Origin of the sequence: Leifsonia xyli, assembly GCA_001647635.1 — a bacterium.
GTDB lineage: Bacteria > Actinomycetota > Actinomycetes > Actinomycetales > Microbacteriaceae > Leifsonia > Leifsonia xyli_A.
Map to the genome: position 1 here is coordinate 3,482,839 of CP014761.1, position 26,331 is coordinate 3,509,169.

Genomic DNA, 26,331 nt, shown 5'->3' on the forward strand with positions numbered 1-26,331 from the left:
AGATCGGAGCGGGATCATGGGATGGACCACCAAGAACCTCACGACGAGCACACCGGGCGCTCGCCTCGCCGTCTACCAGCCCACTGCGTGGCTCTTCGCGCAGTTCACCCGTCACGTCGTGTTCCAGGGGTTCGACTTCACGAACGGCGACGACGGCCAGCTCTACGAGCTGTACTGCAGCGCCAGCGACGACTGGCACGTCAAGGACCTCGTGTCGGAGGCGGGCGGCGCACCGGCAGCCACGAACGCGAACGGCTACATCTGGGCGCACCAGGGGTCGCAGCACGTGGTCTACCAGGGACGCCAGTTCGACGGGCACGTGCACGAGCTCTGGTACACGAGCGACGACGGCTGGAACGCGAACGACCTGACGAACGCCGCGCACGCGCCTCTCGCGCTCGGCCAGCCCTCCGGCTACGAGACGTACTACGACGGAGCGCAGCGGGTCGTCTACCAGGGCCGGGACCTGCACGTGCACGAGCTGCGCAACTCCGGCGACGGCTGGCAGCACCTCGACCTTACCGCCGCGGCGGCCGCGCCGAACGCGTCCCCGACCTCGGCGCCCGTCGGCTACTCCTTCGAGGACCAGCACACGGCCCACGTCCTGGTCCACACGGAGGCGGACTCGGGGAACGGGCACATCATCGAGTACTGGTCGGACGGCTCTGGCTGGCGCTGGGCCGACCTCACCGCGACGGTCGGTGCGCCCGTCGTCTCACCGTGCGAGAGCATCCACGGGTACGTGTTCCGCGGGGAGGGGACGCAGCACATCGACTACGTCGGCACCGACGGTCACGTCCACGAGCTGTGGTGGTACTACCCGACGGGCTGGCATCACAACGACCTGACCGCCGCGTCGCGCACGACCACGCTCGCGCTCGCGGGGTCCAGTCCGGCCGGGTACGCCTTCGAGTCCGGGCGCCTTCAGCCGGACGCGACGCAGCACGTCTGGTACGCGGGGACCGACTCCCTGCTCCACGAGCTGTGGTACGGATCCGGGGTGTGGCACTTCAACGACGTCGCGGCGGCCGTCGGTGCGCCGCCGGTGATCGGCGACGCGGCTGCCTTCGTGGAGGTGGACGACGGCACGCAGAACGTCTTCTACCTCAGCGACGCGCACCAGATCATCGAGCTGCGCTGGCGTCCCTGAGCCGGGGCCGCTAGGGGAGGAGGTGCGCGCGGTGGATGAGGGCCGCGGCGCCGATGAGCGGTCCCTCCGACGAGAGGCCTGACGGGACGATGCGGACCTTCCGCACGAACGGGAAGTAGTGCTCGGCGATCACGGCGCGCATGTGGTCGAAGAGGTCGGGCGTCGAGTGCGAGAACCCGCCGCCGATCGCGACGAGCTCCAGGTCGAGCAGTGCGGTCGCGGACGCGATCGCGTGCCCGACCGCGCGGCCGGTGCGGGCGATGGCCTCGCGGGCGACCGCGTCGCCGGCCGCGTATGCCGCCGCCAGCTCCTCGCCGGTCGATCCCTCGAAGCCGTGGTGCCGCGCCCACGCGACGGTGTGCGGGCCGGAGGCCATCGCCTCCAGCGCGAACGGGCTGCCGAAGGTGTCCTCGCCCCGGATGTCGCCGACCTCGACATGGCCGATGTGACCGGCGTTGCCCGTCGGGCCGGTGATCACGCGGCCGCCCACGATGAGGCCGCCACCGATGCCGGTGGAGATGACCATGCCCATCACGTTCTCGACGCCCTGTGCGGCGCCGACCCAGTGCTCCGCCATGGTGATGGCGACGCCGTCCATCTCCAGCGTGACGGGCACGTCGAGGCCGAGCTCCGCCGCGACGCGCGAGACGAAGTCGCGCATGGGGTAGTCGCGCCAGTGCGGGACGTTGAGCGGCGAGACGAGACCCTGCGTGCGGTCGATCGGGCCCGCGCTGCCGATGCCGACGCCGACGACCCGGCCGCCCTCGGGCAGGGCCGCGAATGCGGCGCGCACGACGCCGCCCACCGACTCCTCGAGCTCCGGGACGGTCGCGTTGCGCCCGGTCGGGCGGCGGTGGCGCGATCCCTCGACCAGGCGCCCCTCGGTGTCGACGAGGGCCGCCTCCACCTTCGTGCCGCCGAAGTCGACGGCGAGGGCGAACAGGGCAGAGCTGGGCTGGAGGTCCGTGGGCACGACTAAACGATAGACGAGACCGGCCGTGCTCATTTGAGCACTCACCACGCACATGTTGCTCGCTTGCGCGGACGCTTCCTAAGCTTGAGGGGTGGCCCTGAACGATTCCGACGAGATCCTCGCCGTCAAAGCCGCAGAGCTCTACTACGAGGCCGGCAAGACGCAGGATGAGATCGGCGTCGCTCTGAACGTCTCCCGCTGGAAGGTCGGCCGCCTCCTCGTCGCCGCCCGCGAGCACGGGTTCGTGCGCATCGAGATCGTGCACCCGAGCGCTCGCCGCTTCTCGCTGGAGCGCGAGCTGTGCGGCTTCTACGGCCTGGAGGACGCGGTGGTCGTCCCCGCCGCGGAGTCCGACGCCGAGGTGCAGGGCCGCGTCGCCCAGGCGGCCGCCGACTACCTGACCACGCTGCGTCCCGTCCCGCGCACGCTCGGCGTGAGCTGGGGCCGCACCCTGCATGCCGTCGCCGCGCGCCTGCGCCCCGGCTGGGCCGTCGGCGTCAACCCGGTGCAGATCAACGGGAGTGTCTCGTCCACCCGTCAGGCCACCGCGGCCGCCGACACCGCCGTGGTCATCGCGCGCAAGGCGCAGGGCACGGCCACGCTGCTCCCCAGCCCCGCCATCTTCGAGCACGCCGCCACCCGCCGCGCGATCGAGGCCGATCGCTCGGTGCAGAGCGTGCTCGAACTCGCCCGCAACGCGAGCGCCTACCTGTTCAGCGCCGGAGTCGTCGACACCAGCTCGGTGCACGTCGACTCCGGCTACCTGTCGGTCGAGGATGTGGCCCGGCTCGCCGAGAAAGGCGCGGTCGGCGACGTCGTCGGCCGCTTCATCACCGACGACGGCCAGGTCGCTGATCCCGAGCTCGACGCGCGCACGCTGGGGCTCAGCCTCGACGAGCTCCGGGCAGCGCGCACATCCATCGCGGTCATCGCCGGGGAGGCGAAGCACCGGGTCGCGCACGCCGTCGTGGCGAGCGGCCTGTGCACCACCCTCATCACCGACGAGGCCACCGCCAACGATCTGCTCGGCCGCACCGCGCCGAGCGCCACGGCCGACCAGGTCGCGGCACAGTAATGGAGGACCACATGACCATCGAGACCACGCCGCCCGTGCGCACGCTCGCGCCGGCGGCCCGCGCCGTCGAGGTGCTCGGCGGCGACCTCACCGAGGGATCGCTGCGGCGCTACCTGGGCGGCATCCCGGGCGTGGACGCGGTCGGCCTGGAGCAGCGCGCCGCCGGCCTCGGCACGCGCTCGATCAAGACGACCAGCAAGAAGTGGGCCCTCGACACCGTCATCGAGCTCATCGACCTCACCACGCTGGAGGGCGCGGACACGCCCGGCAAGGTGCGCTCGCTCGTCGCCAAGGCGCTCACCCCCGACCCGTCGGACCTGACCGCTCCGCGTCCCGCGGCCGTCTGCGTCTACGGCGACATGGTCCCGTACGCGGTGGAGGCGCTCGGCGCGTCCCACGCCGGGGCGGTCCGCCGCGCCGGCGGCCAGGGTGGAATCAACGTCGCCGCTGTCGCCACCGCCTTCCCGAGCGGGCGCGCGTCCCTGAAGGTCAAGCTCGCCGACACGGCGGATGCCGTGGCCGCGGGCGCCGACGAGATCGACATGGTCATCGACCGTGGGGCCTTCCTCTCCGGACGCTACGGCCAGGTGTTCGACGAGATCGTCGCCGTGAAGGAGGCCTGCCGCCGCGAGGACGGCACGTACGCCCACCTCAAAGTGATCCTCGAGACCGGCGAGCTGAACACCTACGACAACGTGCGCCGCGCATCCTGGCTCAGCATCCTGGCCGGCGGCGACTTCATCAAGACCTCCACCGGCAAGGTGTCGCCCGCGGCGACCCTGCCCGTCACGCTGCTCATGCTGGAGGTCGTGCGCGACTGGCATCGGCTCACCGGCGAGGAGATCGGCGTGAAGCCCGCCGGCGGCATCCGCTCCTCGAAGGACGCCATCAAATACCTCGTCACCGTCGCCGAGACCGTCGGCGAGCACTGGCTGCAGCCGCACCTGTTCCGGTTCGGCGCGTCCAGCCTCCTCAACGACGTGCTGCTGCAGCGGCAGAAGCTGACGACCGGGCACTACTCCGGCGCCGACTACGTGACGATCGACTGACCCGAAACGAGAACTGACATGAGCTTCCTCGAATACGCCCCGGCTCCCGAGTCGCGGTCGATCCTCAACCTGCGCGACGAATACGGCCTGTTCATCGACGGCGAGTTCGTCGCCGGTCACGGCACGCCGTTCCAGACCATCTCCCCGGCCACCGAGGAGCGCCTGGCGACCATCGCGACCGCCGACGCGTCCGATGTGGACACCGCCGTCGCCGCCGCCCGCCGGGCCTACGACCGCGTCTGGTCGCGGATGAGCGGCAGCGACCGCGGCAAGTACCTGTTCCGCATCGCGCGGCTCATCCAGGAGCGCTCCCGCGAGCTCGCCGTCGCGGAGAGCCTCGACAACGGCAAGCCGATCAAGGAGAGCCGGGATGTCGACGTCCCGCTCGTCGCCGCCTGGTTCTTCTACTACGCGGGATGGGCGGACAAGCTGGAGCACGCCGGCCTCGGCCCCGCGCCCCGCGCGCTGGGTGTCGCGGCGCAGGTCATCCCGTGGAACTTCCCGCTGCTGATGCTCGCGTGGAAGATCGCCCCGGCGCTCGCAGCCGGCAACACGGTCGTGCTGAAGCCGGCCGAGACCACGCCGCTCACCGCGCTGCTGTTCGCGGAGATCGTGCAGCAGGCCGACCTGCCCGCCGGTGTCGTCAACATCGTCACGGGCGCGGGCGAGACCGGCCGCGAGCTGGTCGCGCACCCCGACGTGAACAAGGTCGCCTTCACCGGCTCGACCGCGGTCGGACGCGAGATCGCCCGCACGGTCGCCGGCACCTCCAAGAAGCTGACGCTGGAGCTCGGCGGCAAGGCCGCGAACATCGTCTTCGACGACGCGCCCATCGACCAGGCGATCGAGGGCATCGTCAACGGGATCTTCTTCAACCAGGGCCACGTCTGCTGCGCCGGCAGCCGCCTGCTGGTGCAGGAGAGCATCCACGACGAGGTCGTCGACCGGCTGAAGCGCCGCCTGTCGACACTGCGCCTCGGCGACCCCCTCGACAAGAACACCGACATCGGAGCCATCAACTCCGCCGAGCAGCTGCAGCGCATCCGCGAGCTGTCCGACATCGGCGAGGCCGAAGGCGCCGAACGCTGGACCGCCGACTGCGCCATCCCCGAGAACGGGTTCTGGTTCGCGCCGACGATCTTCGACAACGTCTCGACCAGCCACCGCATCGCCCGCGAGGAGATCTTCGGCCCGGTGCTGTCGGTGCTGACCTTCCGCACGCCGGCGGAGGCCATCGCCAAGGCGAACAACACGCCGTACGGCCTGTCCGCCGGCATCTGGTCCGACAAGGGCAGCCGCATCCTCGCCGTCGCCGACCAGCTTCGCGCGGGCGTCGTCTGGGCGAACACCTTCAACCGCTTCGACCCGGCGAGCCCGTTCGGCGGCTACAAGGAGTCGGGCTACGGCCGCGAGGGCGGCCGCCACGGTCTCGGCGCCTACCTGGTGCCCGGCCGATCGCTGCCCGCCGCGGCATCCATCCCCGCCCGCCTCGCTCGCAAGGGAGCATCCAAGTGACCCGGCTCGCCGTCCCCAAGACCTACAAGCTGTACATCGGCGGGAAGTTCCCGCGCAGCGAGTCCGGCCGCACCTACGAAGTCGTCTCGGCGAAGGGCGCGTTCCTGGCGAACGCCGCCAAGGCCTCCCGCAAGGACGCCCGCGATGCCGTCGTCGCCGCCCGCGCCGCGGTGTCGGGGTGGTCGGGTGCGACCGCGTACAACCGCGGCCAGGTGCTCTACCGCATCGCCGAGCTGCTGGAAGGGCGTCGTGCGCAGTTCGTCGACGAGATCCAGCAGGCCGAGGGCGTCTCATCCTCCGCCGCGACCGCCCAGGTGGACGAGGCGATCGACCGCTGGGTCTGGTACGCGGGATGGGCGGACAAGTTCGCGCAGGTCGCGGGCAACGCCAACCCGGTCGCCGGCCCGTACTTCAACATCTCCGTGCCGGAGCCGACCGGCGTCGTCGCGATCGTCGCGCCGCAGGACTCGAGCCTCGTCGGCTTCGTCAGCGCGGTCGCCCCGGCGCTCGTCGCGGGAAACACCGTCGTCGTGATCGCGAGCGAGCGGTTCCCGCTCTCTGCGATCAGCCTGAGCGAGGTGCTCGCGACGAGCGACGTCCCGGGCGGCGTGGTCAACATCCTGACCGGCTCCCCGGCCGAGATCGCGCCGTGGCTGGCGTCGCACGCCGACGTCAACGCGCTGGATCTGGTGGGCGCGGGCGACCTGGAGTGGATCGACCTGCAGATCGCCGCCGCGGACACCCTGAAGCGCGTGCTCACCCCGAGAACGGCCCCGACGCGGCCGCCCCCTCGCTCGACCGCATCGCGTTCTTCACCGAGACCAAGACGGTCTGGCACACCAAATCGCTGCTCTGACCCCGCGCGATTCGTGCCGAATGTGCGCTATTCGTGAGGAATGGCGCGCATTCGGCACGAATCATCGCTGGGGATTGCGTTTCTTCCGGTTCACAGGGTTGTGAGGGAGGATGGAAGGGACGAGACGGGAGGCGCCATGGGGGATGAGTGGAGACCGGAGCACGGTGAGCTGGCCCTCGTCGGCGACAGCCTGACGCAGGGCGGCGACTGGGATGCGCTGCTTCCCGGTGAGAGGGTCCGCAACTTCGGGATGGCCGGCGACACGACCGACGACGTGATCGCGCGCCTCGGCGACGTGATCGACGCGCGTCCGGCGACGGTGGCTCTACTCGTCGGGACCAACGACCTGGCCTGGCGCCGGTCGGTCGAGCACGTCGTCCGCAACATCGAGACCATGCTGGTGACGCTGCGGCGGGAGCTGCCCGACTCGCGCATCCTGGCCCAGTCCGTGATGCCGCGCGGGCACGAGTTCGCCGACCAGATCCGCGACATCAACCGCCACCTGTGGCAGTTCGCGCCGGGCGCGCATGCCGGCTGGCTCGACCTGTGGCCCGCGCTCGCGCTGGAGGACGGCGAGCTGAACCCCGCCTACACCGAGGACCGCCTGCACTTGAACGCGGAGGGCTACCGCGTCTGGGCCGGCGAGCTCGCCCCCGCTCTGGAGCGCATCCGCGAGCTGCCGCCGAACTCCCGCGCGATCACGCTCCCGTACCTCGGTACCGACTCCTGACGGTTCAGGAGGCGCGGAGCAGGCGCTCGTAGACGGCGATGCCGCGCAGCCAGGTTGCGACGTCGATGCGCTCGTCGCGTGCGTGCAGGGCGGCGCGTTCGTCCGCGCTCAGCTCGAACGGCGTGAACCGGTACACGGCCTGACAGATGCCGGTGAAGTGCCGGCTGTCGCTCGCGCCGAGCATGATGTACGGCGTCACCACCGCATCCGGATGCACCGCGGAAATTGCGCCGGCCAGCCGGTCCCACTGCGGTCCGTCGGAGGGAGAGACGGGCGACGGCTCGCTCGCGTCCACCGCCTCCACCCGCACGGCGTCGTCCCGGATCGCGCGGCGCAGGTGGTCCAGCGTCTCGGCGACCGACGAGCCGACCGCGATCCGGACGTTCACGGTCGCCTCCGCGGTCTCGGGCAGCGCGTTCGCCGCGAGGCTGCCGCGCAGCTGCGTGACCGCGGTCGTCGTGCGGACGATCGCCCGCGTCTCGTCGCTCAGCCTCCCGAACACCGTTCGCAGCACGGGCTGCAGGCGCCGGGCCCGCGTGAACACCGACCGCAGCGGGCCGGTCGCGTGCGCGCCCAGCGTCTCGACCATCCGCAGGTTCGTCTCGGACAACCGTGCCGGGAACGGGCGCGCGTTGAGCCGGGTGATCGCCCGCGCCAGCCGCACGGTGGCGGTCATCGGCGGGGGAGTGGATGCGTGACCGCCCTGCTGCTCGACCGTGAGCCGCACGCTGGTGATGCCCTTCTCGCTGACGCCGACCACGGCGATCGGCTTCGCGACGCCCGGGAAGATGCCCTCGACGACCGCACCGCCCTCGTCGAGCACGAGCGCGGGACGGATCCCGCGCTCGGCCAGCACCGCGGCGATCCGCGGGCGCCCGAGCCGACGGTCTCCTCGTCGTGCCCGAAACTCAGGTAGACGTCGTCGGCCGGCTGGAAGCCCGACCGCACCAGCGCCTCGACCGCCTCGAGGATGGCGACCACCGCGCCCTTGTCGTCGATCGCCCCGCGGCCCCACAGCAGCCGCTGCTCGCCGTCGCCGGTGAGCGTCGCGGCGAACGGGGGATGCGTCCATCCCTCGTCCGTGGCGGGGACGACGTCGAAGTGCGCCATCAGCACCGTCGGGGCACCCGATCCGCGGCCGCGCCAGCGGTAGAGGAGCGAGTGGCCGTGCCGCTCGCGTTCGAGGGTGTCGTGCAGCGCGGGGTACAGCCCGGGAAGCGCGTCCACGAACCGGTCGAACGCCTCCCAGTCGGTCTCCTCGACGGCGTTGCGCGACATGGTCGGGATGCGCAGCAGCGTCCGGAAGCGCTCCAACGCCTCGTCGTCGGCGCCGCTCACTCGCCGGCCGCTTCGCGGAAGGCGTCGAACGCCTCATCGTTGAACAGTACGAACCGCACGTGTTCGACCGACCCGACGCCGGACGACAGCACGGCGCGGACCGTGCTGATCGCGATGCGCGCCGCGTCGTCCATCGGCCAGCCGTAGATCCCGGCGGAGACCGCGGGGAACGCGACCGTGCGCGCGCCGAGCTCGCGCGCGACCCTCAGCGACGAGCGGTACGCGTTCTGCAGAAGGGGGTGCGGTCCTCGCGCGACGACCACACCGGCCCGACCGTGTGGATGACCCACTTCGCGGCGAGGTCGCCGGCGGTCGTGGCGATCGCCTGCCCGGTCGGAAGGCCGTCCGGCAGAGTCGTCGCGCGCAGCTCCTTCGTCGCCTGCAGGATGCTCGGGCCGCCGCGGCGGTGGATGGCGCCGTCGACGCCGCCTCCGCCGAGCAGCGAGCTGTTGGCGGCGTTGACGATCGCGTCCACAGACTCGTCGGTGATGTCGCCGCGGACGATGCGGATGAGTTCGTCGGCCATCCCCTCAGCCCCGGTTGTTCGAGAGCTCGTAGATCTTCAGGAGCTCGACGATCGCCTCGTCCGCCGCGTCGCCGCCCTCCTCGAACGCCTCGGTGACGTGCGTGCGGAGGTGGTTCTCCACCAGCAGGCGGTTGAGCGACCCGAGCGACTTCTGGATGGCGAGGGACTGCGTGATGATGTCGATGCAGTAGTCCTCGTTCTCGATCATCTTCTCGAGCCCCCGGAGCTGTCCCTCGAGGATGCGCGTCCGGTGCAGTGCGCGCTTCTTGATGTCGGCGATCATCCCCTCAGGATAAGCCCGTGGCCTTCATACCCCAGAGGGGTAGTTCGGCGCTCGCGGAACGAACGCAGTTCCCGGGATTGCCCCCGAACGGGGGATAGGGGTGGACATACAGCGGGGTCTATCCTCCAGGGAGGGGTTGAGAAATATTCGTTTAACAGGAAAGGCCCGACTTTGCTGAAGAACCTCAGCCCACTGCTGTCCGGCGCGCTCTTGAGCGCTCTCGACGCCATGAGAGATGGCGAGACGCTGACCCTCGTGGGCAGCGGCTATCCCGAAGACCGGATCACGTCGCCCGTCGTCCACCTCGGGGACGGCGTCACCACCGAGGCCGCCGCCGAGGCGATCCTCTCGGTGTTCCCGCTCGATCAGGAGGACGCCTCCCCGATCGTGTTCCTGGACCTCGCGGACGAGCCCTACGACGTACCCGACGTCGCGTTCGCGGTGAACGGGATCGCGTCGGACGCCGAACTCCGCCGCGTGCCCATGACCCGCCTGGAGCGCGAGCCGTTCCTCGAACTCGCGCGCGACTCCGCCGTCACGGTCCGCGTCGGCTCCGACGCGCCGCCGTGCGCGTTCCTCCTCCGCCGGGGGGTCCTCTGACCGGCAGCCTGCACCACAGCACCCGCACCACCACGTCGCCCGTCCGGGCCGGAGAGGACGTCTCCGATACCCGGGCGGGCGCACCATGTCCGGGCCGCGTAGAGTGGGATGCCGTGTCACGTCCCCACACCCCGCAGCAGCCCGCCTTCAACCGCGCGGCGCTCGCGCCCGGGATGCTCGGCGCGCTGATCCTGCTGTTCGGACTGGCACTCCCGGGGGATTGGTACCTCTACGTGCGCTACGCGGTCAGCATCCTCGCGCTCATCCTCTGCGTCTTCGCGGGGCAGGCGGGGCGCTGGTGGTGGCTGGCCGGCCTCATCCCGATCGCCGTGGTGTGGAACCCGGTCTGGCCCATCACCGCGATCGCAGGCGCGCTGCCGCTGTTGAGCCTCGCCGCGGCGGCCGTGTTCGTCGTCGCCGCGCTCACCATCAAGATCCCCGCCGACACTCGTCGCTGAACGGCCCCGCAGCCGGTAGAATGGATGCTGCGCGGCCTTCCTGTGTCGCGCTCCCGGCGTCACCGCGTCGAGCCCGGGCCACTCGGTTCCCGAAGCTCGCCGCCCCGCCGGCCTCATGACCAATGGCGTCGTGCCCGCAGTCCGCGCGCGGCGCCCTCCACTGGAGGACCATGTCTCGTTCCGGTCAGCGCACCAGTTCGACCAGACCGCAGCAGCGGAAGAACCGCCACGCCAACAACGACGGCCTCATCCCCGTCCTCGCCCGCAAGGTGCGCGAGGTCGAGGCGAAGGCCGCCGACGGCAAGAAGCTCGGGCCGACCAACCGCACCAAGTTCCAGGTGATCGCCTTCCTCATGCGCGAGGAGCGCGCCCGCGCGAAGGCCGACCCGGAGCTGAGCGACGCCGCCCGCGCCGAGCAGCTGAAGCGGCTCGACGGCATCGCCACCATCCTCGCCAAGACGGCGGCGCGCGACACGTCGCTCATCTCGCTGCTCGAGAGCGAGACCGCGTCGAGCGCCACCGCGCAGAAGATGCGACGCGACTGGCTGCTCGAGTCCGGCACGGAGCTGTCGCCGGACGACCTCATCATCACGATCGAGCGACCGACCCCGAAGCAGGACAGCGTCATCCCGCCGGAGCTGGCGGAGAAGCAGGTCGTGCCGCCGTCGGTGAAGGCGCGCCAGCTGTCCAACCCGTTCCTGGCGCCCGACCTCTCGCGTCTCACGCCCGCGGCGCCTACGCCGCGCCGCCGTCTGGACTCGTGGGAGCTGCTGGGCCCGCTGTTCAAGTCGTTCGAGTACGGCGCGGGCGGCCAGGCGGCCAGCATGGAGCTGCCGCCGGCGCCGCTGATCGACCGCTACTCGCCGAACGGCCTGGAGCTGATGCACCACCAGTCGCGCTTCATCGAGAGCGTGCGCCAGGGTCACCGCTCCTTCCTGCTCGCCGACGAGCCGGGCCTCGGCAAGACCGCGCAGTCGGTGCTCGCCGCCTCGGTCGCGGGCGCCTACCCGCTGCTCGCCGTCGTCCCGAACGTGGTCAAAATGAACTGGGCGCGCGAGGTCGAGCGCTGGACGCCGCACCGCCGCGCCACCGTCATCCACGGCGACGGAGAGGGACTGGACGCGTTCGCCGACGTCGTCATCGTCAACTACGAGGTCCTGGATCGGCACCTCTCCTGGCTGAGCACGCTCGGCTTCAAGGGGATGGTCGTCGACGAGGCGCACTTCATCAAGAACCTGCACTCGCAGCGGTCGCGGCTGGTGCTGGGACTCGCCGACGCCATCCGCCAGGCCACGCCCGACCCGCTGATGATCGCGCTGACCGGTACGCCGCTCATCAACGACATCGACGACTTCAAGGCGATCTGGCAGTTCCTCGGCTGGATCGACGGGAACAAGCCGACCGCACAGCTCATGGAGCACCTGGAGGAGACCGGGCTGACCCCGGCCGACTTCGGCTTCTACGCCGCCGCGCGCGAGTCCGTCATCGACATGGGCATCGTCCGCCGCCGCAAGATCGACGTCGCCGCCGATCTGCCGAGCCGGCGGGTCGTGGATCTGCCGGTCGAGCTGGACGACGAGCTCGGCCGCTCCATCCGCCAGGCGGAGAAGGAGCTGGCCGCGCGCCTGGTCGCGAAGTTCCACCGTGCCGCGGCCGCCGGTCGTCCGGACTCGTTCGAGGGCGACGACGAGGCGCACCGCCGCCACCTCATCCGTCTGGTCGCTCAGTCGGAGCTCGAGGAGTCGAAGTCGGCCAAGACCGGCGACAACGTCTTCACGATGGTCCGCAAGATCGGCCAGGCGAAGGCCGGGCTGGCCTCCGACTACACCGCCCAGCTGGCCCGCTCGGTCGGCAAGGTGGTGTTCTTCGCCAAGCACATCGACGTGATGGATGCGGCGGAGGAGGCCTTCGCCGCCCGCGACCTCAAGACGATCTCGATCCGCGGCGACCAGTCCGCGCTGGCCCGCCAAAAGGAGATCGACGCCTTCAACAACGACCCGGAGGTGGCGGTCGCGGTCTGCTCGCTGACCGCCGCGGGCGTCGGCCTCAACCTGCAGGCGGCCTCCAACGTGGTGCTCGCCGAGCTGTCGTGGACCGCCGCCGAGCAGACGCAGGCGATCGACCGCGTCCACCGCATCGGCCAGGAGGAGCCGGTCACCGCGTGGCGGATCATCGCCGCTCAGACCATCGACTCCAAGATCGGGGAGCTGATCGACGCCAAGCAGGGACTCGCGGCGCGCGCCCTCGACGGCAGCGATGTCGAGGTCGGCTCGGCCGACTCTGTGCAGCTCGACGCGCTCATCCGCCTGCTGGAGGATGCGCTGGCGTAAGCCGCGGCGGTAGCCGTCAGGCGATCTCGGCGTCGTCGGGGTCGAGCGGGACCGGGCGGTCGTCGTCGGGGAGCAGCTCGTCGTCCTCGTCGTCGACCACCGGGAGGTCTTCGGGGTCGTTAACGACGGGCTCGGGCTCGTAGTCGGTCTCCTGCGCCTCGCGGAAGTCGTCGAGGTCCTCGTCTCGTTCGGTCGGGTCGCTCATGCCCTGAGGGTACCGCCGGGCGGCGGACGCGTGAAGCGCCCGATTCAGTCGAGGTCGAACACGAAGAACGGCCCGCGCTCGTCGTGCACGATCCGCGCCGCGCCGCTGAATCCGGCGAAGTCGCCGGTGCCCGTTCCCGGCACGATGTAGGCGAATGCGCTGGGATCGTCGGGGTGCTGCAGCGCGCCGTGATGCACGGTGATCGAGCCCTCGCGTCCGTCGTCGAGCCGACCGGTGATCCTCTCGGCGGCGAGGTAGCCGCGGCCGCCCTCCTCGGTGCCCGACGAGACGAAGTGGGCGACGGACTCGCCGACCAGGCCCTCCGTGTACGTCTTGCGCATCACGACCGCGCCTACCCAGTCGCCGTCGATGCCGGGGAGCTCGGCCGGGTCCCAGCCGGTGACATCGAAGCGGGCGGTGATCGTCTCAGCAGTCATGCGTTCACCGTAGAGGAGTCCGCCGACAGCGCGCAGCGGATTTCGCGTCCGCGGAGATGTGGACTAGACAGGGTGGATGCCGGACCAGAACCACCATTCCCAGGTCGAGATCGAGCGCAAGTACGACGTGGAGGCCGACGCCCGGCATCCGCAGCTCGTCGGCGTGGGCGCGGTCGCCGTCCAGGGCGAGCCCGTCCGGCACGAGCTCGTCGCCACGTACTTCGACACCGCCGACCTGACCCTCGCGCAGCACCGGACAGCTCTGCGCGTCCGCCGCGGCGGCCACGACGCGGGCTGGCACGTCAAGGAGCCGGCCGACGAGGGCCGCACCGAGCGGCACTGGCCGCTGACCGACGACGACACGCCGCCCGCGGAGGTCCGCGAGCACCTGCGCCCGCTGGTCGGCGACGAGGCGCTCGTCCCGATCGCCCGGGTGACGAATCAGCGCGACAGCGTGGTGCTTCAGGATGCGGCCGGCTTCGACCTCGCCGAGCTGACCGACGACCACGTGCGCAGCGAGAACCTGCGCGCGGGCGGCGCACTGGAGTGGCGCGAATGGGAGGTCGAGCTGCTCGCCGGTGCGCCGGACAAGCGCGAGCGCCGGGAGGCGCTGCTCGACGCGATCGAGGAACGGCTGCTCGCCGCGGGCGCCCGCCCGTCCGAGAGCTCGTCGAAGCTGCAGCGCGCCCTCGGGCTCTGATCCGCCTACCACCGGTGGGCGTCATCCGTCCAGTGCGATTTTGTGCAGCCCGGCGCGGGCGGGCATGATTCAAGCACGGACTCGAAACGGAGCAGCATGAAGATCGGCATCCTCACTAGCGGCGGCGACTGCCCGGGCCTGAACGCGGTCATCCGCGGTGCGGTCCTGAAAGGCGACCGCGTGCACCACTCCGAGTTCGCCGGCTTCCGTTACGGCTGGCGCGGCGTGGTCGAGGGTGACATCATGCCGCTCGACCGGCACAGCGTCCGCGGCCTGTCCCGCCAGGGCGGCACCATCCTCGGCTCCAGCCGCACCAACCCGTTCGAGGGCGACAAGGGCGGCCCGGAGAACATCCAGCGCATGATGGACGAGAACGGCATCGACGCGATCATCGCGATCGGCGGCGAGGGTACGCTCACCGCGGCCCGCCGCCTCACCGACGCCGGCCTCAGGATCGTCGGCGTGCCGAAGACCATCGACAACGACCTCGCCGCCACCGACTACTCGTTCGGCTTCGACACCGCCGTCGAGATCGCCACCGAGGCCATCGACCGCCTGCGCACCACCGCCGAGTCGCACCAGCGCTGCATGGTCGTCGAGGTCATGGGCCGCCACGTCGGCTGGATCGCCCTGCACTCGGGCATGGCGGGCGGCGCGCACGCCATCCTCATCCCGGAGCAGCCGCAGTCCATCGAGCAGATCTGCGAGTGGGTGGAGTCGGTCCGAGACCGCGGCCGCGCGCCCGTCATCGTGGTGTCGGAGGGCTTCCACCTCGACACGATGGAGGAGGCGCACTCGCACAAGGGCCTGGATGCGTTCAACCGCCCGCGCCTGGGCGGCATCGGCGAGATGCTCGCCCCCATGATCGAGGAGCGCACCGGCATCGAGTCGCGCGCGACGGTCCTCGGCCACATGCAGCGCGGCGGCGTGCCGAGCGCTTACGACCGCGTGCTCGCCACGCGCCTCGGCATGGCCGCGGTCGACGCGGTCTACGAGGGCCGCTGGGGCTCGATGGTCTCGCTGCGCGGCACCGATGTGGTGAACGTCTCGATCGCCGACGCGACCGGCGGCCTCAAGACCGTTCCGGACGCCCGCTACGAGGAGGCAGCGCTGCTCTTCGGCTGAGCATCCGCTGCACCGCCCTGCCCGGCCGCGCCCGCCGGGGATAGGCTCCCTGGTACCAGAGGAAGGAGCCTGCAGTGCCGCGTTTCGTCCAGTTCGAGGAGTTCGGTTCCCGCGACTACCTGCAGGTGGTCGAGCGGGAGAGACCGTGGCCCGGCCCCGGCCAGCTCCTCGTGCGCGTGATGGCGGCGGGACTCAACCCGATGGACATCAAGGCCTACCGGTCGGAGCAGGCGGCGGCCCACATGGGCGTCACCCTGCCGAGCGGGATGGGGCAGGACTTCGCGGGCTTCGTCGAGGAATTGGGCGAGGGCGTCACGCGGTTCGAGATGGGGCAGGCCGTGCTCGGAACGGCGCCGTTCGCCGCGATCGCCGACTTCGTCGTGGTCCCGGAGGACGGCCAGGTGATCGCCAAGCCCGATCCGCTGACCTTCGAGGCGGCGGGGTCGCTGGGCGTCGTGGGGCGGACGGCGATGGCGACGGTGCGCGCGGCCGACATCCACGAGCGTGACACGGTGCTGGTGAGCGCCGCGGCCGGCGGAGTCGGCGTGCTGGCGGCCCAGCTGGCGGTGCGGTCCGGCGCCACCGTGATCGGCACAGCGGGGGAGGAGAACCACGAGTTCCTGGAGTCGCTGGGCGTCATCCCGGTGACCTACGGCGAGGGGCTCGCGGATCGGGTGCGCGACCTGATCGACGACGACCGCGTCACCGTCGTGCTCGACAACCACGGCGCGGACACCATCGAGGCGGCGCTCGAGCTCGGCGTGCCGATCGAGCGGGTGAACACCATCGCCGTCTTCGGGCCGGAGGCGCGCGGGGCACGAAGCGTCGGCGGCCGCGCCGCGGGCAACGACGAGCTGGCCGAGCTGGCCGACCTGCTCGCGGAGAACGAGCTGGTGCTGCCCATCGACTCCATCTTCCCGATCGAGCGGACGGTGGAGGCGTACGGGCGGTTGGAGGGCGGCCACGTGCGCGGCAAGGTCGTCGTCGTCACCGACTGAGCGCGGCCGCGGCCGCCGAGAGGAGCATCCATGATCGCAGAGGACATCGCCCGGCAGCTTCGGGCCGCGGGTCTGCGCTGGCAGCCCGCGTCCGGGGACACGTTCGCCATCGACCGGCCCGGGATGGAGGGCGAGCGGTTCACGGTCAGCGAGATGACCATCGAGCCGCACCACTTCGACACCGGCACGATCCTCGGGTTCAACGGGACGACCGAGTGGGCGCTTGACTCGCTGGCAGTGGAGGATGCGCTGTGGATCCCGCGCGAGGACCAGCTGCGCGAGCTGCTCGGCGGCAGCTTCCGCCACCTGGCGCGCACGCCCGACGGCTACCGCGTGACCGTGTTCTTCGGCGGCGAGGAGCGCTTCTACGAGCACGAGGACGCCGCGACGGCGTACGCGCAGGCGCTGCTGTCGCTGATCGGGGCGTCGGTCTCCTAAGCCTGCGTCTGGTTGACGCAACACGCCGCTCAGCCGGTGCCGGACGCGGCGTGTTGCGTCAACCAGGCACGGTGGCGACGGAGGCGGCGGCCAGGATGGACGCGTCCAACTGCTCCACGCTGCGGACGCCGGCGAGGCCGAGGGTGATGTCCAGCTCCGCGATCGTGTTGCGCAGGAGTTCGCGAACGCCCTCCTCGCCCGCCAGCGCGAGGGCGTAGGCGTAGGGCCGGCCGATCGCGACCGCGCGGGCGCCGAGCGCGAGCGCGACCACCGCGTCCGACCCGCTGCGGACGCCGCTGTCGAACAGCACAGGAAGGCGGCCGTCGACGGCCTCGACGATCGCGGGCAGCGCATCCAGTGCCGCGATCTCGCCGTCGATCTGACGTCCGCCGTGGTTCGAGACCTGCACCGCGTCCATCCCGGCGTCGATCGCCTGCCGCGCGTCGTCCGGATGCAGCACGCCCTTGAGCACGATCGGCAGGCGCGTGCGGTCGCGCAGGAAGGCGAGGTCGTCCCAGGTGAGGGACGGGTCGGCGAACACGTCGAGGAACGTCTCGACCGCGGCCAGCGGCTCGCCCGAGCGGAGGTTGTCCCGCAGCGTGCCGGGGTGGTGGCGCAGGATGCTCGCGAACGACGCGAGCGCGGCCGGCGTCGGGGTGGTGGCCGGGTGCCCGCCACGCGCCGCCCGCTCCTGGACCAGTTCCCGGAACACCTGGTCGCTGGTGTACTGCGCGATGCCGAGACCGCGGCTGAACGGCAGGTAGCCGAGGTCGAGGTCGCGCGGCCGCCAGCCGAGCACATGCGTGTCGAGGGTGACGACGATCGCCTCGCAGCCGGACCGCTCGGCACGGTCGACCAGGCTGGCGACGAGATCGCGGGACGAGCTCCAGTAGAGCTGGAACCAGCGCGAGGCGCCGGGCGCGACCGCGTCCATGGATGCGGCCACCTCCTCCATCGGCTGCGACGCCTGGGTGGAGAGCGTGACCGGGACGCCGAGAGAGGCCGCCGCCCGGGCTGCCGCCGCGTCGCCGCCGCGCCGGGCGAGCTCCAGCACCCCGATCGGGGCGAGCAGCAGGGGAGTGGGGCGGCGGACGCCGAACAGGTCGATCGAGAGGTCGCGGGTCGACACATCCCGCAGGACGCGCGGGACGATGCGGTGCCGCGCGAACGCGTCGAGGTTGGCCCGGGCGGTGCGCTCGAGCCCCGCAGAGCCGGCGATGTACGCGAAGGCCGCTCGGCTCATCCGCCGCTGGGCCCCGCGCTCCAGCTGCCGGAACCCGACCGGGATGCGGGGCCGCCGCCCGGAAACCCCCGCGCGATAGATCTCCGACTGGGCGTCTCTGCCGGCGCTGCTCATGCCCCCATTCTGCTCGCTGCGCATCGGCTCACCCGATCATCCAGGGACGCAACACGCCGTTATCCGCGCGGCATAACGGCGCGTTGCGACCCCTGGATGCGCGTCAGCGGCGGCGGGGCCGCTTGCCGCGGGCGCCGGGGGCGGGCTTGCGCGCGGGCGTCTGGCGGGGCGCGGACTCGCGGGCAGCGACCTCGGGGTTGCGGGAGGAGTGCGCGGTGCGGCCGCGCACGATCCCGATGAAGTCGTCGACCAGAGGATGCTGTCCCTCGCGCGGCCAGGTCAGGCCGATGCTGCTCGTCGGGGCGTCCTCGACGCGCAGGGCGACCACGTCCTTCCGGCGCAGCGCCTTCGCGACGGAGGCGGGGAGCAGCGCGATGCCGTCACCCGCCGCCACGCTGCGCATGAACGCCTCCGACGGCTCGCCGGTCACCCGCGGCTCGTCGGCCAGCTCCTCCAGGAACAGGTGCTCCTCCAGCGTCAGCAGGTGCTCGTGGTGCATGACCACGACCACGTCCTCCGCGTAGAGCGGGATGAGGTGCCGCTCGTCGTCGGCCGTGGCGTCGCGGGCGAACACCATGTCCGCGTCCCCCGCCGCGAGCATCCCCAGCGGGTCGTCGCTCGGCCGCACCACCAGCTCCACATCCGGAAAACGCTGCTCGAAGGTGCGCGTCCACTTTCCGACGGTGACGCCGAGCGGGAAGGCGAGCGAGAAGCGGGTGGACATCCCACGAGGGTAGCGAACGGTAGCCTGGAGGACATGAAGGCGCAGACCATGAAAGCGGCCACCGCGGCCAAGAAGCTCGGCATCTACCTGCCGGCGGCGCCCGACGACTTCCGCGACCGCGAGATCAGCCGCACCGAGCTGGACGAGCTGAATGCCGAACCGCTGGAGTGGCTGCAGTCCCTGCGGGCCGACGGGCCGCACCCGCGCGACGTCGTGGCGCGCAAGCTCGGGGTGTCCAACTCGGGGCTGGCCCGCGGCGGCGTCACGGAGGCGCTGACCACCTCCGAGATCAAGGCGCTGCTCGCCGACCCGCCGCAGTGGCTGGTCGACGAGCGGGCCACCCAGGCCGCGGTGCGCGCCGAGAACGCACGCGTCAAGCAGCGCGACGCCGAGCGCGCCGCCCGGCGGTCAGACGCCGAGTAGGGGCTGCACCCCTGGCGTCACACGCCGCTGGGCTGCTGGCCGCCGTCCGGCGTCCGCGTCGCCGAGCGGGCGGCGCGGGCGAGCGTCTGCGGTCCGTTGGTCAGCCGGGCGCGCTTCCAGGGAGCGACCCCGTCGATCTCGACCTGCAGCGAGAAGCTCAGGATGGTGCGGATCAGCACGATGATCGCCAGCACGATCGCGTCGGTCAGTGACGGCGTCGACGTGACCGTGCGGACCAGGTCCGCCGCGACCAGGATCTCGAGCCCGAGCAGGATGACGCCGCCGAAGCTCTCGCGCAGCGTGCGGAACGCCGCAGCCCCGCTGCGCTGACGCGTCCACGCGATGAGGGCCAGCGCGACGGCCACGAGCAGGCCGACGGCCATCACGGCCACCCCGGCGAACTCGAATGCCGTGCCGGTCGCCTCGAAGAACGCGTGCGCATCCATGGGTTCATCGTGCCACGTAGAATCTTCCGGTGCCTCCCGAAACCCCGGCCGCTCCCGGCCTCGATCCCGACGAGCTCGCCACGACCCTCCGCGTTCTGGAGCGGCTGCACGAGCTCGACAAGGACCACCCCGACTACGTGACCGTGCGCCGGGCGACCTCGCACATGTTCAAGGCGTCCAAGCAGGCGCGCCGCCGCGAGCTCCGCGCGCAGGAGCTCGCCGCCGACCGCGCCGTGATCGCCGCCACCGCGACGGGTGCGCCGGACCGCATCGACGACGAGACCCGGGGCCGCGAGCTGACCTCCAGCACCACCGGCTCGACCACCGCCGGCACCCTGCTCAACTCCCAGGCCTGCTACATCTGTAAGCAGCACTACACCGAGGTCGACTGGTTCTACCACCAGCTCTGCCCGTCCTGCGCGGCGTTCAGCCACGCGAAGCGCAACGCCCGCACCGATCTCACCGGCAAGCGCGCGCTGCTGACCGGCGGCCGCGCGAAGATCGGCATGCACATCGCGCTGCGGCTGCTGAGGGACGGCGCGCACCTGACCGTCACGACGCGGTTCCCGCGGGATGCGGTGCGCCGCTTCTCCCAGCTGCCGGACGCCGGCTCCTGGCTGCACCGGCTGCGCGTCGTCGGGATCGACCTGCGCGACCCCGCCCAGGTGATCGCGCTCGCGGACTCGGTCGCCGAGCGCGGCTCCCTCGACATCCTCATCAACAACGCGGCTCAGACGGTCCGCCGCTCGCCGGGCGCGTACTCGCTGCTCGCGGAGGCCGAGACGCAGCCGCTGCCCGACGGGCCGCTGCCCGAACTGGAGACGTTCGGCCACACCGCCGACCCGCATCCGCTCGCCCTGGAGCGTTCGGTCGCCGCCCATCCGCTGCTGTCGGCGGCGGACGTGCGCGGCACGATCGCCGAGCTGGCCGGAGCCGCGGCGCTCACCGCCGACGACCTCGCGACGGCCGCCATGAGCGCCGGGTCGTCATCGCTGGCGAAGCACGCCGACGGCACGGCCATCGACGCGGGCGGCCTCGTACCCGACGTCGCCCACGTCAACAGCTGGACGCAGGCGATCGGCAGCATCGACGCCCTCGAACTGCTCGAGGTGCAGCTCTGCAACCAGACCGCGCCCTTCATCCTGATCGACCGGCTGCGCCCGTCGCTCGCGGCCGCGGGACGTTCGTACGTCGTCAACGTGTCCGCCATGGAGGGCGTCTTCGGGCGCCGTTACAAGGGCGCCGGGCACCCGCACACCAACATGTCGAAGGCCGCGCTCAACATGCTCACGCGCACGAGCGCGGGCGAGCTGTTCGAGAGCGACGGCATCCTGATGACCAGCGTCGACACGGGATGGATCACCGACGAGCGCCCGCACCACACCAAGGTGCGGCTCGCCGAGGAGGGCTTCCACGCCCCGCTCGACCTGGTCGACGGCGCCGCGCGCGTTTACGACCCGATCGTCCGCGGCGAGGCCGGCGAGGACCTTCATGGGGTGTTCCTGAAGGACTACCGTGTCTCGGCCTGGTGAGAGCTACTCTGAGCACGTGAGTGAAGGCACGCCGCTGCCGCGGGTCACCCCGCGCGGCGAGATCACGGTCCCTGGGCAGGCCCGGCCCATCCCCTCGACGGCGAAGGGCGGCGCCCTCCGGCACTGGCTGCTCACCGGCCTGGTGGACGAGCGCGGCACCCAGCAGGGACCGCACGGCCGCAACCCCGAGCGCACGCACCCGTGGTGGCAGGTCATGTGCCTCACCGGTGTCGACTACTTCTCGACCCTCGGCTACCAGCCCGCCATCGCCGCGCTCGCCGCGGGCCTGATCTCGCCGTTCGCGACGCTGGTGCTTGTCGCACTGACGCTGCTCGGCGCCCTGCCGGTCTATCGCCGGGTCGCGCGCGAGAGCTTCAAGGGCTCGGGGTCGATCGCCATGCTGGAGCGGCTGCTGCCGTGGTGGGCGGGCAAGCTGCTGGTGCTCGTGCTGCTGGGCTTCGCGGCGACGGACTTCATGATCACGATCACGCTGTCGGCCGCCGACGCCTCGGCGCACGCGATCGAGAACCCGTTCGCGCCGGAGTGGTTCCACGGCAACAACGTCCTCATCACGCTGTTCCTGCTGGCGCTGCTCGGCGCGGTGTTCCTCAAGGGGTTCAAGGAGGCCATCGGCATCGCGGTCGTGCTGGTCGCCGTCTACCTCGCGCTCAACGTCGTCGTGGTCGGCGTCTCCATCGTGCAGGTGTTCGCGCATCCCACCGCGGTCACCGACTGGTCGGAGGCGCTGTTCCGGCAGAACGGCAATCCGCTGATCATCGTCGGCGTCGCGCTGCTGGTGTTCCCGAAGCTGGCGCTGGGCCTCTCCGGCTTCGAGACCGGGGTCGCGGTGATGCCGCAGATCAAGGGGCGCCCGGACGACGACCCCGCGTACCCGAAGGGACGCATCCGCGGCGCCGGCCGGCTGCTCACCACCGCCGCGATCATCATGAGCGTCTTCCTGATCACGTCGAGCTTCACCACCACGCTGCTCATCCCGCAGCGCGAGTTTCAGCCCGGGGGACAGGCGAACGGGCGCGCGCTCGCGTACCTCGCGCACGAGTACCTGGGCAACGGCTTCGGCACGGTCTACGACTTGTCGACCATCCTCATCCTGTGGTTCGCGGGCGCCTCGGCCATGGCGGGCCTGCTCAACCTGGTGCCGCGCTACCTGCCGCGCTACGGGATGGCGCCGCAGTGGGCGCGCGCGGTGCGTCCCCTGGTGCTGGTGTTCACCGCGATCGCCTTCCTGATCACGCTGGTCTTCGAGGCGAGCGTGGATGCGCAGGGCGGCGCCTACGCGACCGGCGTGCTGGTGCTCATCACGTCCGCATCCCTCGCGGTCACGCTCTCGGCGCGGCGCAAGCGGCAGCCGAAGCGCACGGTCGTTTTCGGCCTGATCACGGCGATCTTCGTGTACACGACCATCGACAACATCATCGAGCGACCCGACGGCCTGCGGATCGCGGCGCTGTTCATCCTGGGCATCCTCGTGGTGTCGATCGTGTCGCGCATCGGTCGGTCCTTCCAGCTGCGCGCCACCTCGGTGACCTTCGACGTGACGGCGCTCGACTTCATCCTGGAGGACGCGGAGGAGGGCGAGATCCGGATCATCTCGCACGAACCCGACGTCGACACGACCAAGGAGTACGAGCAGAAGAACAAGGACGAGCGGAAGTTCAGCCACATCCCGCAGCGGTCGCGGACCATCTTCCTCGAGGTGATGAAGTCCGACTCGTCGGACTTCGAGGAGGATCTGGTCGTGCACGGCGTCGTCAAGCACGGCTACCGGGTGCTGCAGGTGAAGAGCGGCAACGTTCCGAACACGATCGCGGCTGTGCTGATCGAGATGCGGGATGTGACGGGCGTCGTGCCGACGATCTACTTCGAGTGGACCGAGGGCAACCCGATCTCGAACATGTTCCGCTACCTGATCACCGGTGTCGGCGAGGTCGCTCCGGTCACCCGCGAGGTGCTCCGCGAGGCCGAGAAGGACGTCAAGCGCCGCCCCGCCGTCCACGTCTCCTGACGCGGCGGGCTACTCGACGGGGAACTCGAGCCAGGCGAGGCCGCGGAGGTCGAGGCAGAGGCGGCCGGCGCGTTCTGCGGCGACGGCGATGACGTCGCCGCAGACCGAGCAGCGGACCACGAGGCCGTGCTCGTCGACGTACACGCGGGCCCGCGCGACCACGGCCTCGTCGCCGCAGTTGGCGCAGCGTCCCACTGCGGTGGTGATGTCGGCGGCGAAGACCTCCGACAGCAGGCCGGCGGCCGCGTTGCCGTCGAGGTAGGTGAGATCGGTCATGGCGTGCCTCCGACTCCGCCGTAGCGCTCGGTGCGGACCCGGGCCGGGTCGTGGCCGGCGTCGACCAGCCAGCCTGAGACCGCCTCGACGAACGGCGTCGAACCGCAGATGAAGAAGGTGGGGGAGTCGGAGGCCGGCAGCACGCGCTGCATCAGGCCCTCGGCGGTCAGGCGGCCGGGCTTCGCGTCCGAGTCCGGCGGGGCCTGCCGCGTGTAGATGTAGTCGACCTCGAGCGGGGCCGCGTCGGTCGCCAGGGTCGCGAGCTCGTCCGTGTAGTACCGCGAGAACGGCGCGCGCACCGAGTACAGCATCCGGAACGGCGCCGTGCTCGCCGCGGCGGCGTGCGCCCGGGCCATGGACATCAGGGGCACGACGCCCGACCCGCCCGCGATGAGCTGCACGGGCGTCGTGTCGCCCGGCCGCCAGACGAACCAGCCGCCGACCGGTCCGCGCACCTCCAGCTGGTCGCCGTTCTGCAGGCCGCGGACGAGGTAGGGGGAGACCTCGCCGTCGGCGAGCTCCTCGACCGTCAGCTCCAGCTCGTCGTCGGGCAGCTCGTGCGGTTCGAGCGCGCCGCGGCCTCCGCCGGACGCGATCGAGTACGAGCGGACCGCCTGGTAGCCGTCCGGGGCCGTCAACCGGATGTCGACGTGCTGCCCCGCGAGGTGGCCGTGCAGGCCGGGGATGCGCAACCGGATGGTGCGGGCCGTCGGGGTCTCCATCCGCGTGTCGACGACGTCGGCCGCCCGCCATACGTTGCTCACCAGTAGCGCTGTTCCTTCCAGGGGTCGCCGTACATGTTGTAGCCGTTCTGCTCCCAGAAGCCCGGCTGGTCCTGCGGCAGCATCTGCAGCCCGTTGACCCACTTCGCGCTCTTCCAGAAGTACAGGTGCGGCACGAGCAGTCGGGCGGGGCCGCCGTGCTCCGGCTCGAGGTCTTTGCCGTCGAAGCTGTGCGCGACCCACGCCTTGCCGTTCAGCAGGTCGGCGAGCGGCACGTTCGTGGTGTAGCCGCCGTAGCTGTGCGCCATCGTGTACTCGAAGCTCGTGTCGACATCCTTGAACAGGGTGTCGAGGGCGACGCCGCGCCACGACGTCCCGAGCTTCGACCAGCTGGTGACGCAGTGGATGTCGGTGCTCACGTCCTCCTGCGGGAGGGCCATGAACTCATCCCAACTCCACCGGTGGACGTCGCCCTTCTCGGTGGTGATCGTGAACGCCCAGTCGTCCTTGGCGATACGGGGCGTGGGCCCGGCGCTGAGCACCGGGAAGCCCTCGGTCAGGTACTGACCGGGTGGGAGGCGGGGGTCGTCGGTCCTCCGACGGCCGAGGAAGCCGGACGAGATGATACCCATGTGCCGAAGCTTATCGACCTGTGCTCCGGCCGGTCTATGGTGAAGGCATGACCGCCGTGAATCTGGGACTCCCGTTTCGGGCGACCCTGCCGCCGGCGTCCCGGCCCGACACCTCCGACCGACCCGATGACGGGCGGCTGATCGACCGGTTCGGACGCGTGGCGCGCGACCTGCGCGTGTCGGTCACCGAGAAGTGCTCGCTGCGCTGCACGTACTGCATGCCCGCGGAGGGACTCCCCGCGATCCCGCGGGACGATCTGCTCTCGGCGGCGGAGATCGCCCGGCTGGTCGGCATCGGGGTGCGCGACCTCGGCGTACGCGAGGTGCGGTTCACGGGCGGTGAACCGCTGATGCGCGCCGACCTCGCCGAGATCATCGGCCTGTCCGCGGCCGCCGCGCCCGGCATCGACCTCTCGATCACGACGAACGGCATCGGGCTGGACCACCGTATCCACGCCCTGGTGGAGGCGGGGCTCACGCGCGTCAACGTGTCGCTGGACACGGTGGACCGCGAGCACTTCGCCCGCCTCACGCGCCGCGACCGGCTGCCGGCCGTGTTCGCGGGCATCCGCGCGGCGCACGAGGCCGGCATGACGCCGCTCAAGCTGAACGCGGTGATGATGCGGGACACCCTCGCCGACGCGCCCGACCTGCTGCAGTGGGCGCTGGAGAACGGCTGCCGGCTGCGGTTCATCGAGCAGATGCCGCTGGACGCCGACCGCTCCTGGCTGCGCGAGAACATGGTGCCCGCGGCCGAGCTGCTCGCCGTCCTGGGCGAGCGGTTCGAGCTGACCGAAGCGGGACGCGACGATCCCCACGCGCCGGCGGAGGAGTGGACCGTCGAGGGCTGGACGCTGAACGGCGCGCCCGCGACGGTCGGCATCATCGCCTCGGTGACACGGTCGTTCTGCGCGGCCTGCGACCGGACGCGGATCACCGCGGAGGGCACGGTCCGCTCCTGCCTGTTCGGCGACGACGAGACCGACCTGCGCGGGCTGCTGCGCGGCGGCGCGGACGACGCCGAGATCGCGCAGTGGTGGCGCGCGGCGATGTGGGGCAAGCAGTCCGGGCACGGGATGGACGCGGCCGGGTTCGCGCCGCCGGTGCGGAGCATGGGGGCGATCGGTGGCTGAGGTTCTGGTGCGCTACTTCGCGGCGGCGGAGGATGCGGCCGGGCGCCCCGAGGAGCGCGTCGAGGTCGCGGACGCGACGGTCGGCGGCCTGCAGGCGGAGCTCGTCGCCCGCTACGGCGAGCCGATGGAGCGCGTCGTCCGCTCCGGCTCCTTCCTCGTCGGCGGCGTCGTCTCCCGCGACCCGTCGCGCGAGCTGACCGCCACCGTCGACGTCCTCCCTCCGTTCGCCGGCGGCTGACTCCGCAGCCGTCGAGCACAGGAAAGACGTTCGTCC

The 26,331-nt window shown here is 71.3% G+C and carries 27 protein-coding genes and 3 pseudogenes; 18 read left to right on the top strand and 12 right to left on the bottom strand.

The window, feature by feature from the left end; translation table 11 throughout:
• Positions 1-16: 16 nt before the first annotated feature.
• Positions 17-1,150, top strand: coding sequence for a hypothetical protein (locus A0130_17065; GenBank protein ANF33145.1), 1,134 nt, complete (start codon positions 17-19; stop codon positions 1,148-1,150).
• 10 nt (positions 1,151-1,160) lie between these two features.
• Here A0130_17065 and A0130_17070 read toward each other — a convergent pair whose 3' ends face one another.
• On the bottom strand, positions 1,161-2,123 hold the full coding sequence (locus A0130_17070; GenBank protein ANF33146.1) for a sugar kinase: 963 nt from the start codon (positions 2,121-2,123) through the stop codon (positions 1,161-1,163).
• Between the two features lie 97 nt (positions 2,124-2,220).
• On the opposite strand from A0130_17070, the gene A0130_17075 reads away from it, so the two are divergent.
• The 5 genes and pseudogenes from A0130_17075 (at position 2,221) to A0130_17095 (ending at position 7,348) form a co-directional block, all read left to right on the top strand.
• The gene (locus A0130_17075) at positions 2,221-3,198 is read left to right on the top strand and encodes a transcriptional regulator (GenBank protein ID ANF33512.1); all 978 of its coding nucleotides are present in this window, start codon (positions 2,221-2,223) and stop codon (positions 3,196-3,198) included.
• A gap of 11 nt (positions 3,199-3,209) precedes the next feature.
• Positions 3,210-4,247 (top strand): 2-deoxyribose-5-phosphate aldolase, encoded by a 1,038-nt coding sequence (locus A0130_17080; protein ANF33147.1) that lies wholly within the window; start codon positions 3,210-3,212, stop codon positions 4,245-4,247.
• An 18-nt stretch (positions 4,248-4,265) separates the two neighbouring features.
• A complete protein-coding gene (locus A0130_17085; GenBank protein ID ANF33148.1) occupies positions 4,266-5,762 on the top strand; it encodes a betaine-aldehyde dehydrogenase in 1,497 nt (498 codons plus the stop codon).
• Positions 5,759-6,618: pseudogene (locus tag A0130_17090) on the top strand (aldehyde dehydrogenase). The gene A0130_17085 and the pseudogene A0130_17090 overlap by 4 nt, the downstream one beginning before the upstream one ends.
• Positions 6,619-6,754: 136 nt before the next feature.
• Positions 6,755-7,348, top strand: coding sequence for a hypothetical protein (locus A0130_17095; protein ANF33149.1), 594 nt, complete (start codon positions 6,755-6,757; stop codon positions 7,346-7,348).
• 4 nt (positions 7,349-7,352) lie between these two features.
• Here A0130_17095 and A0130_17100 read toward each other — a convergent pair.
• The 3 genes and pseudogenes from A0130_17100 to A0130_17110 form a co-directional block, all read right to left on the bottom strand.
• A pseudogene (locus A0130_17100) lies at positions 7,353-8,626 on the bottom strand (acetylornithine deacetylase).
• Positions 8,627-8,682: 56 nt separating this feature from the next.
• Positions 8,683-9,212, bottom strand: a pseudogene (locus A0130_17105) (RNase III inhibitor).
• Positions 9,213-9,216: 4 nt separating this feature from the next.
• The gene (locus tag A0130_17110; GenBank protein ID ANF33150.1) at positions 9,217-9,495 is read right to left on the bottom strand and encodes a hypothetical protein; all 279 of its coding nucleotides are present in this window, start codon (positions 9,493-9,495) and stop codon (positions 9,217-9,219) included.
• A 171-nt stretch (positions 9,496-9,666) separates the two neighbouring features.
• Here A0130_17110 and A0130_17115 point away from each other — a divergent pair, with 171 nt between their 5' ends.
• The 3 genes from A0130_17115 to A0130_17125 all read left to right on the top strand — a co-directional run bounded on the left by A0130_17115 (position 9,667) and on the right by A0130_17125 (position 12,883).
• Positions 9,667-10,095, top strand: a complete 429-nt coding sequence (locus A0130_17115; protein ANF33151.1) for a hypothetical protein — start codon at positions 9,667-9,669, stop codon at positions 10,093-10,095.
• A gap of 173 nt (positions 10,096-10,268) precedes the next feature.
• Positions 10,269-10,553 (top strand): hypothetical protein, encoded by a 285-nt coding sequence (locus A0130_17120; protein ID ANF33513.1) that lies wholly within the window; start codon positions 10,269-10,271, stop codon positions 10,551-10,553.
• A 170-nt stretch (positions 10,554-10,723) separates the two neighbouring features.
• Entirely contained in the window at positions 10,724-12,883 is a 2,160-nt protein-coding gene (locus tag A0130_17125) for a helicase (GenBank protein ID ANF33152.1), read from the top strand.
• Between the two features lie 16 nt (positions 12,884-12,899).
• Here A0130_17125 and A0130_17130 read toward each other — a convergent pair whose 3' ends face one another.
• Together A0130_17130 and A0130_17135 are read right to left on the bottom strand one after the other, a co-directional pair.
• Complete coding sequence (locus A0130_17130) at positions 12,900-13,088, bottom strand: hypothetical protein (protein ID ANF33153.1); 189 nt, start codon at positions 13,086-13,088, stop codon at positions 12,900-12,902.
• Positions 13,089-13,132: 44 nt separating this feature from the next.
• A complete protein-coding gene (locus A0130_17135) occupies positions 13,133-13,525 on the bottom strand; it encodes a hypothetical protein (GenBank protein ANF33154.1) in 393 nt (130 codons plus the stop codon).
• A 76-nt stretch (positions 13,526-13,601) separates the two neighbouring features.
• On the opposite strand from A0130_17135, the gene A0130_17140 reads away from it, so the two are divergent.
• The 4 genes from A0130_17140 to A0130_17155 all read left to right on the top strand — a co-directional run bounded on the left by A0130_17140 (position 13,602) and on the right by A0130_17155 (position 16,786).
• Positions 13,602-14,225, top strand: coding sequence for a CYTH domain-containing protein (locus tag A0130_17140; protein ID ANF33155.1), 624 nt, complete (start codon positions 13,602-13,604; stop codon positions 14,223-14,225).
• Between the two features lie 96 nt (positions 14,226-14,321).
• Entirely contained in the window at positions 14,322-15,350 is a 1,029-nt protein-coding gene (locus tag A0130_17145; protein ID ANF33156.1) for a 6-phosphofructokinase, read from the top strand.
• Between the two features lie 74 nt (positions 15,351-15,424).
• Positions 15,425-16,348, top strand: coding sequence for a zinc-binding dehydrogenase (locus tag A0130_17150; protein ANF33157.1), 924 nt, complete (start codon positions 15,425-15,427; stop codon positions 16,346-16,348).
• 30 nt (positions 16,349-16,378) lie between these two features.
• Positions 16,379-16,786 (top strand): hypothetical protein, encoded by a 408-nt coding sequence (locus A0130_17155; protein ANF33158.1) that lies wholly within the window; start codon positions 16,379-16,381, stop codon positions 16,784-16,786.
• Between the two features lie 58 nt (positions 16,787-16,844).
• On the opposite strand, the gene A0130_17160 is transcribed toward A0130_17155, so the two are convergent.
• The gene (locus tag A0130_17160) at positions 16,845-18,143 is read right to left on the bottom strand and encodes a lactate 2-monooxygenase (protein ANF33159.1); all 1,299 of its coding nucleotides are present in this window, start codon (positions 18,141-18,143) and stop codon (positions 16,845-16,847) included.
• 103 nt (positions 18,144-18,246) lie between these two features.
• The gene (locus A0130_17165) at positions 18,247-18,867 is read right to left on the bottom strand and encodes a LysR family transcriptional regulator (protein ID ANF33160.1); all 621 of its coding nucleotides are present in this window, start codon (positions 18,865-18,867) and stop codon (positions 18,247-18,249) included.
• 33 nt (positions 18,868-18,900) lie between these two features.
• Here A0130_17165 and A0130_17170 point away from each other — a divergent pair, with 33 nt between their 5' ends.
• The gene (locus tag A0130_17170; GenBank protein ID ANF33161.1) at positions 18,901-19,290 is read left to right on the top strand and encodes a hypothetical protein; all 390 of its coding nucleotides are present in this window, start codon (positions 18,901-18,903) and stop codon (positions 19,288-19,290) included.
• Between the two features lie 17 nt (positions 19,291-19,307).
• Here A0130_17170 and A0130_17175 read toward each other — a convergent pair whose 3' ends face one another.
• Entirely contained in the window at positions 19,308-19,736 is a 429-nt protein-coding gene (locus tag A0130_17175) for a hypothetical protein (GenBank protein ANF33162.1), read from the bottom strand.
• 29 nt (positions 19,737-19,765) lie between these two features.
• Between A0130_17175 and A0130_17180 the strand changes: the two genes are divergently transcribed.
• Together A0130_17180 and A0130_17185 are read left to right on the top strand one after the other, a co-directional pair.
• Positions 19,766-21,268, top strand: coding sequence for a short-chain dehydrogenase (locus tag A0130_17180; GenBank protein ANF33163.1), 1,503 nt, complete (start codon positions 19,766-19,768; stop codon positions 21,266-21,268).
• 61 nt (positions 21,269-21,329) lie between these two features.
• Positions 21,330-23,294: an amino acid transporter gene (locus tag A0130_17185; protein ANF33514.1), complete on the top strand. Its 1,965-nt coding sequence runs from the start codon at positions 21,330-21,332 to the stop codon at positions 23,292-23,294.
• A gap of 9 nt (positions 23,295-23,303) precedes the next feature.
• Here A0130_17185 and A0130_17190 read toward each other — a convergent pair whose 3' ends face one another.
• The 3 genes from A0130_17190 to A0130_17200 are packed head-to-tail and all read right to left on the bottom strand — an operon-like array spanning position 23,304 to position 24,834.
• Complete coding sequence (locus tag A0130_17190) at positions 23,304-23,570, bottom strand: hypothetical protein (GenBank protein ANF33164.1); 267 nt, start codon at positions 23,568-23,570, stop codon at positions 23,304-23,306.
• A complete protein-coding gene (locus A0130_17195) occupies positions 23,567-24,292 on the bottom strand; it encodes an oxidoreductase (GenBank protein ANF33515.1) in 726 nt (241 codons plus the stop codon). The genes A0130_17190 and A0130_17195 overlap by 4 nt, the downstream gene beginning before the upstream one ends.
• A 38-nt stretch (positions 24,293-24,330) precedes the next feature.
• The gene (locus A0130_17200) at positions 24,331-24,834 is read right to left on the bottom strand and encodes a molybdopterin-binding protein (GenBank protein ID ANF33516.1); all 504 of its coding nucleotides are present in this window, start codon (positions 24,832-24,834) and stop codon (positions 24,331-24,333) included.
• A 137-nt stretch (positions 24,835-24,971) separates the two neighbouring features.
• Here A0130_17200 and A0130_17205 point away from each other — a divergent pair, with 137 nt between their 5' ends.
• Positions 24,972-26,057 (top strand): cyclic pyranopterin phosphate synthase MoaA, encoded by a 1,086-nt coding sequence (locus tag A0130_17205; protein ANF33165.1) that lies wholly within the window; start codon positions 24,972-24,974, stop codon positions 26,055-26,057.
• Positions 26,050-26,295, top strand: a complete 246-nt coding sequence (locus A0130_17210) for a molybdopterin synthase sulfur carrier subunit (protein ID ANF33166.1) — start codon at positions 26,050-26,052, stop codon at positions 26,293-26,295. Before A0130_17205 ends, A0130_17210 begins: the two co-directional genes overlap by 8 nt.
• Positions 26,296-26,331 lie beyond the last annotated feature (36 nt).